General features: G+C 71.0%; 5 protein-coding genes. 1 reads left to right on the top strand and 4 read right to left on the bottom strand.

Annotation, left to right across the window (positions count from 1 at the left end):
- Nucleotides 1-1,334, top strand: a 1,334-nt coding sequence (gene htpG / locus AC2VNT_RS05350) for a molecular chaperone HtpG (protein ID WP_486945866.1), incomplete at its 5' end; no start/stop codon positions are given.
- A gap of 100 nt (nt 1,335-1,434) precedes the next feature.
- On the opposite strand, the gene AC2VNT_RS05345 is transcribed toward htpG, so the two are convergent.
- From AC2VNT_RS05345 to cydD, 4 genes are all read right to left on the bottom strand, one after another.
- Nucleotides 1,435-1,611 (bottom strand): hypothetical protein, encoded by a 177-nt coding sequence (locus tag AC2VNT_RS05345; RefSeq protein ID WP_486945865.1) that lies wholly within the window; start codon nt 1,609-1,611, stop codon nt 1,435-1,437.
- Nucleotides 1,612-1,622: 11 nt separating this feature from the next.
- Nucleotides 1,623-3,080: an NAD(P)/FAD-dependent oxidoreductase gene (locus AC2VNT_RS05340; protein WP_486945864.1), complete on the bottom strand. Its 1,458-nt coding sequence runs from the start codon at nt 3,078-3,080 to the stop codon at nt 1,623-1,625.
- A 25-nt stretch (nt 3,081-3,105) separates the two neighbouring features.
- Nucleotides 3,106-4,863 (bottom strand): thiol reductant ABC exporter subunit CydC, encoded by a 1,758-nt coding sequence (gene cydC, locus AC2VNT_RS05335; protein WP_486945863.1) that lies wholly within the window; start codon nt 4,861-4,863, stop codon nt 3,106-3,108.
- Nucleotides 4,850-6,272: thiol reductant ABC exporter subunit CydD (cydD, locus tag AC2VNT_RS05330; RefSeq protein ID WP_486945862.1), on the bottom strand; the 1,423-nt coding region annotated here is incomplete at its 5' end. The genes cydC and cydD, both read right to left, overlap by 14 nt.

Genomic DNA, 6,272 nt, shown 5'->3' with positions numbered 1-6,272 from the left:
AAAGCCTGGTCAAGAAGTACTCCGACTTCATCGCCTGGCCGATCCGGATGCAGATCGAACACCGTGCGGCTCCGGAAAAGGAGGGCGGCGAAGAGGTCGTCACCACCGAGATCGAGACGCTGAACTCGATGAAGGCGCTGTGGGCCAGGCCGAAAGACGAGGTCTCCGAGGAGGAGTACACCGAGTTCTACAAGCACATCGGGCACGCCTGGGACGAGCCGCTCGAGGTGATCTCGATGAAGGCCGAGGGCACCTTCGAGTACCAGGCGCTGCTGTTCATCCCGACCCATGCCCCGATGGACCTGTTCAACCGGGATGCGCACACCGGCATCCAGCTCTACGTCAAACGGGTGTTCATCATGGGCGACTGCGACGAGCTGATGCCCGAGTACCTGCGGTTCGTCAAGGGTGTGGTCGACGCGGCGGACATGTCGCTGAACGTCTCCCGGGAGATCCTGCAGCAGGACCGGCAGATCAACGCGATCCGGCGCCGACTGACCAAGAAGGTGCTGGCCACCATCAAGGAGCTGCAGTCCAGCCGCCCGGATGACTACCGGACCTTCTGGACCCAGTTCGGTCGGGTGGTCAAAGAGGGCCTGATGGGCGACTTCGACAACCAGGAGACCCTGCTGGGCATCAGCTCGTTCACCTCGACGCACAGCGACACCGAACCCACCACGCTGGCCGAGTACGTCGCGCGGATGAAGGACGGCCAGGGGCAGATCTTCTACGCCACCGGCGAGACCCGCGAGCAGCTGGTTCGCTCACCGCACCTGGAGGCGTTCAAGGCCAAGGGCTACGAGGTGCTGCTGCTCACCGACCCGGTCGACGAGGTCTGGGTGGGCATGGTGCCCGAGTTCGACGGCAAGCCGCTGCGGTCGGTCGCCAAGGGCGAGGTGGACCTGGACTCCGAGGAGGAGAAGACCGCGCACGAGACCGAGCGCAAGGAGCAGCAGAAGGACTTCGCCGACCTGCTGGCCTGGCTGGCCGAGACGCTGGACGAGCAAGTCAAGGAGGTGCGGCTCTCCACCCGGCTCACCGAGTCGCCGGCCTGCCTGATCACCGACGCCTTCGACATCACCCCGGCGCTGGCCCGGATCTATCGGGCGTCCGGGCAGGACTTCCCGGTGGGCAAGCGCATCCTGGAACTGAACCCGGACCATCCGCTGATCACCGGGCTGCGGACCGCGCACCAAGACCGCCCGGACGCTCCGGAGGTCGCCGAGACGGCTGAGCTGCTCTACGGCACAGCGCTTCTCGCCGAGGGGGGAACGCTCGACGATCCGGCTCGCTTCGCCGAGTTGCTGGCCCACCGGCTGGCCCGCACGGTGTAGCCGAGATTCGCTCCCGGTGCTGCAGCGGGTAGCCGGTGATCGCCGGACCGCGCTGGTGGTTCCACCGGCGTGTTCACGTCAGTCGTTCGCGAAGCTTCGCTCAGCCGTGCCCGCCGAAGATGATGCGCAGCATCTTCACGTTGATGCGGGCCATCCGCCACAACTGGATCGGCAGGTTCTGGCGCAGCCGCAGCGTCGCGGGGGTGGGTAGCGGGGCGTCGGCGATGCGCTCGGCGGTCTGCGCGTTCGTCGCGGTGTAGAGGTCCTCGTCGTCCACGGGAGCGCCTTTCACTCGGGGATCAGCCACCAAAACGGTCTGGCCTTGGCCTTGTAGATGAACAGGTGGTGCAGCAGCGCCTTGATCCAGTGGCCGGCCAGTCCGATCTCACCATAGGTGCCCGCCAGATCGCGGCCGGTCTGCGGGTATCTCACCGGGTCGGGAACGACCGGGAACATCGTCATCGCCGCGGCGGAGCCGTCGCGGAAGCCGGCGCCGGCCGATGCCACGCACGCGGCGCCCATGGTCGCCATCGAGGCGTGGTGGGCCGGGGCTTGCGCGCCGCGGGCGATGCGGTCGCGGATGGTCTCGGCGACCGTCTTGGCCATGATGCCCGACGGCATCCCGGTGCGCGGCGGGCTGGGGGTGATGACCGTTCCGTTGGGGCTCTTGCGCGGTCGCGAGATCGGGTGCGGCGGAGCGAAGGCGATGCCCGGCGCGAAGATGTTCGGGTAGGCGCACGACTCGTAGGTGTGCGGCCAGTCGTCGGCGGACCACTCGTCGTAGGGCTTGCCCGAGTAGTCGGCGTCCACCTTCAAGAAGCCCGATGGCGCGAACAGGGTGGAAGTGATGTCGGCACCGTCTTTGTCGTAGGCGGTCAGGTCGGCGCCCCGGAACGGCGGCAGCAGCATCGCGAAGTCGAAGGCGAGGTCGTGCTCGGCGCCGTCGAGCTGCTCGTAGCGCAGTTTGCCGTCCATTACCTCGCTCACGTGCGCCTGGGTGATGGCCTTGACGCCACGTTCCCGGAACAGTGACTCGGTCCACATCCGGCTCGACTGGGTGAAGCCTTTGTCGACGAATTTCATTCCGTCCACACCGAAGTCGCCGAGTTCGTATTCGTTGGTCAGGTAGATGACCTCGGCGAGGTCACGAACGCCGGCGACGCGCAGCATGTGCTCGACGTTGAAGGTGTACTCGAAGGCCGCTCCCTCGCAGGTGGCGGTGCCGTGTCCGACGCCGATGACCAGACGCTGTTTGCGGCCGGCTTTCAGTTCCGCGACGACACGGTTGAATGCCTCGGCCGTCTCGGCGGCGTGTGCGGCGGTGCACACCGACCAGGAGTGCCCGTCGGGTCCGAGGCCGGGCGTGGCGGCGAAGTTCAGCTTCGGGCCGGTGGCGTTGATGAGGTAGTCGTAGCTGAGGATGCCGGTCTCGCCGCGCCGTGCGGGATCGGTGTAGCTGAAGTCCACCGACGGTGACGGCTGCTCGCGGGTGCCCTCGGGGTGGATGGTGGTGGCGAATCCCTGGTGGAATCCGATCCCCTTGCGCTGGTAGATCGGCTCCAGTGGGATGAGCACTTTCTTCGCCTCCATCCGGCCCACCCCGACCCAGATGTTCGACGGGATCCAGTTCCAGTCCGGCTCGGGGGAGACCACGACGACCTCGTGTTTGCGGGGCAGCATCCGGCGAAGGTGCAGCGCGGCGGTGTGTCCGGCGAGTCCGGCGCCGAGGATGACGACTCGGGCCATGAGATCCTCCTGGTTTGAGTGAGTTTCAGCGTGTTGGCGGGACCGTTTTCCAAAAACCCGATTGTATACCCGTTAGGGTATCTCTGCCATGGTCCGGCGTTTGCGCCGGCCGTCCCCGCCCGTCGGCCCGCCGCGGATCGCCGATCTGCAGCTGTCGGCAGCCGATAGCGCCGACGCGGTGGTGGGTGGCGACCACGACGGTACGGCCCGGGGCGATCAAACCACCGTCGGGGGCCAGCAGCGAGCCCAGCAGTGCCGCGGCGTCGGCGGTGTCGAGGTGCTCGGTCGGTTCGTCGAGCAGCACGATCCGCGCTGGCGAGATCAGCGCCCGGGCCAGCAGCAAGCGTCTGCGCTGGCCCGCGGAGACGGCGTCCGCGCCGCCGGGGAGCACGGTGGCCAGGCCGTCGGGCAGGCCGGCCAGCCATCGGCCCAGACCGACACGGTCCAGCGCCCGCGCCAGCTCGTCGTCGCCGCGGTCGCCGCGCGCGACGAGCAGGTTGTCCCGAACGGTGGTCGCGAAGATGTGCGCGTCCTCGGCGAAGAAGCCGACCGCGGCCCGCAGTCTGCTCTCGTCGAGCTGGTCGATCGGCGTTCCGTCGAGCTCGACGCGGCCGCGCAGCGCCGGTAGCAGGCCGGCGAGCGTCATCAACAGTGTCGTCTTGCCGGAGCCGCTGGGCCCGGTGACCGCGAGGCGGGAACCCGGTGGCAGATCCACCGTGGCCGGCACCGATCGTTCGGTGCCCGGGTGGCCGATGTGCACCCTGGCGGCGCGCAGCCGGGGAGTCGACGCGGCGGGCGCCGGGCGTGGTGCCGCGGTCGGCGCTGCCGGTTCGGCGGGGGCCAGATCCAGCAGGCGGCGCGCGGCGATCCGCGCTCGGGTGAGCGCGACGGCCGCTGCGGGCAGCGGTGTGGTCGCCTCGAACGCCGAGAGCGGCAGCAGCATCAGCACCGCCAGGGTGGTGGGGGCGACCGCGGACGCGATCCCGATGCCTGCCGCCACGGCGCCGAGCACGCTGACGCCGCCCGCCGCGGTGGGCATGGCCGCGGCGACGGCCGCCGGCCGGGCGGCGGTGTCGACGGCGTCCGCCCACGCGTGCTGCCGGCGCTGCGATTCGGCGATCAGCTCGGGCAGCACGCCGCCGACGCGCAGCTCCGGGGCGTGCTCCAGCGCCAGCATCGCCGAAACGTCGCGTTCGGAAAGATGGTGCCGGGCAAGGGTTTGCTGTGCCGCGGCGGCGCGGGCCGACAACCACGGCGCGACCGCTCCGGCGACCGCCAGGCAGGCCGCGAGCAGCGCCGCAGCCGCCGGCGAGATGACCGCGATCACCCCCACCGCGGCCAGGCTCAGCACCGCGGCGACACCGATCGGCAGCAGTGCGCGCACCAGAACGTCCGCCAATTCGTCGACGTCGGTGCCGACTCGCGCCACGAGCTCGCCGCTGTGCAGCCGGGCGGCCACGTCGGCCGGGCCGTAGGCCAGGCGGCGGTAGATCTGTTCCCGGGCGGTTCCGGCGGCGCGCAGCGCACTGTCGTGGGTGGCCAGCCGCTCGCAGTAGTGCAGCACCCCGCGGGACACCCCGAACGCGCGAACGGCCACGACCGCCACCGAGAGGTCCAGGATCGGCGGCATCTGCCAGGCGCGGGTGATCAGCCAGGCCGACACCCCGGCCAGTCCCAGCGCGCTGCCCAGCGATAACACCCCGAGGACGCCGGCGAGCAGCAGGCGACCCAGGCGGGGCCGAAGCAGCCCGGCCGCGGCCAGCAGCGGGTCATGCCGCGGCATAGGTCCCCGCAGCCACGTCGACGACCCGGTCGCCGATCGCCAGCACCGCATCGCGATGGCCGACGACCACCACGGTCGTGCCCGCCCGGGCACGGTCGACGACGGCGCGCAGCACCCGCGCCTCCGCCGCCGCGTCGAGATGCGCGGTGGGCTCGTCGAGCAGCAGCACCGCAGCCGGTGACCCGAGTGCGCGAGCCAACCCGAGTCGCTGCCGCTGGCCGAGCGAGAGCCCGAGCCCGCCGCGGCCCAGCCCGGTCCGCACACCGTCCGGCAGGTCGGCGAGCACCGTGTCGAAGCCGGACGCCGCGCAGGCCGCGTCGGCATCGGCGAGAGTGCCGAACAGGGCGAGGTTGTCGGCGACCGTCCCGGGGACCAACGCGGGCCGCTGTGGCAGCCAGGCCAGCTGGCGCCACCACGCGGTCAGGTCGAGGTCGGCGACGTCCACCCCGGCCACGGTGACCCGGCCCGACGTCGGCGCGACCAGCCCGGCGATGGCGTGCAGGGTGGTGCTTTTTCCGGCACCGTTGGCGCCGGTCAGCACCGTCACCCGGCCGGGGTCGATCACCGCGCTGAGATTCCGCGGCGCCGCGCCGTCGCGGCCGGCCACGGTGAGCCGGTCGATGCGAATCGTCGCGCCGCGCGCGGTGACAACCCGATGGCCCGGCCCGCGACCGGGTTCGTCGCCGATCAGGGCGAACGCCCGGTCGGCTGCCGCCCGGCCGTCTTGGGCGGCGTGGAATTCCACCCCGATCCGCCGCAGCGGCCAGTACACGTCCGGCGCCAGCAGCAGCACCGTCAAACCCGCGGTCAGGCTCACCTGGCCGAACACCAGCCGCAGTCCGACGCTGACCGCGATCAGCGCCACCCCGAGCATGGCCAGCAGCTCCAGCACCAGCGCGGACAGGAACGCGATCCGTAACGTCGCCATCGCCGAATGCCGGTGAGCCGCAGACAGTTCGGCGATACGCTGCTCCGGCCCGGCGGCGCGGCCGAGGGCGCGCAGGGTCGGGATGCCGGCGAGCAGATCCAGCAGCCGGGCCTGCACGGCGGTCATGGCGTCCAGCGCGGCGGCCGACCGGTCGACGGTGGCCGCCCCGATCAGCACCATGAAGACCGGGATCAGCGGCAAGGTGAGCAGCACGATCACCGCGGCCCGCAGGTCGTAGACCGCGACGACGACGACGGTGGCGGGGGTGAGCAGCGCCGCGATCAGCAACGCCGGCAGGTAGGCGGTGAAGTAGGGTCGCAGTGTGTCGAGGCCGCGGGTGACCACGGCCGCGGCGGCGTCGCGTTGCTCGGCCAGCTGTCTGGGGGCGCGCGCGGTGACGGCGGCGAGCACCTGATTGCTGAGGTCGGCGATCACCGCGCCGGCGCCGCGCTGGGCCAGGCGGGCCTGCAGCCACTGCGCC

It is taken from the genome of Mycobacterium sp. TH-M15 (genome assembly GCF_057473705.1).
Note: the sequence above shows the minus strand (reverse complement) of the source record. Positions and strands in the feature narration are given on the sequence as shown.

Excerpts from the sequence above, each read along its gene's own strand:
- cydC (WP_486945863.1), bottom strand. The coding sequence starts at position 4,863 with ATGCCGCGGCATGACCCGCTGCTGGCCGCGGCCGGGCTGCTTCGGCCC.
- AC2VNT_RS05340 (WP_486945864.1), bottom strand. The coding sequence starts at position 3,080 with ATGGCCCGAGTCGTCATCCTCGGCGCCGGACTCGCCGGACACACCGCC.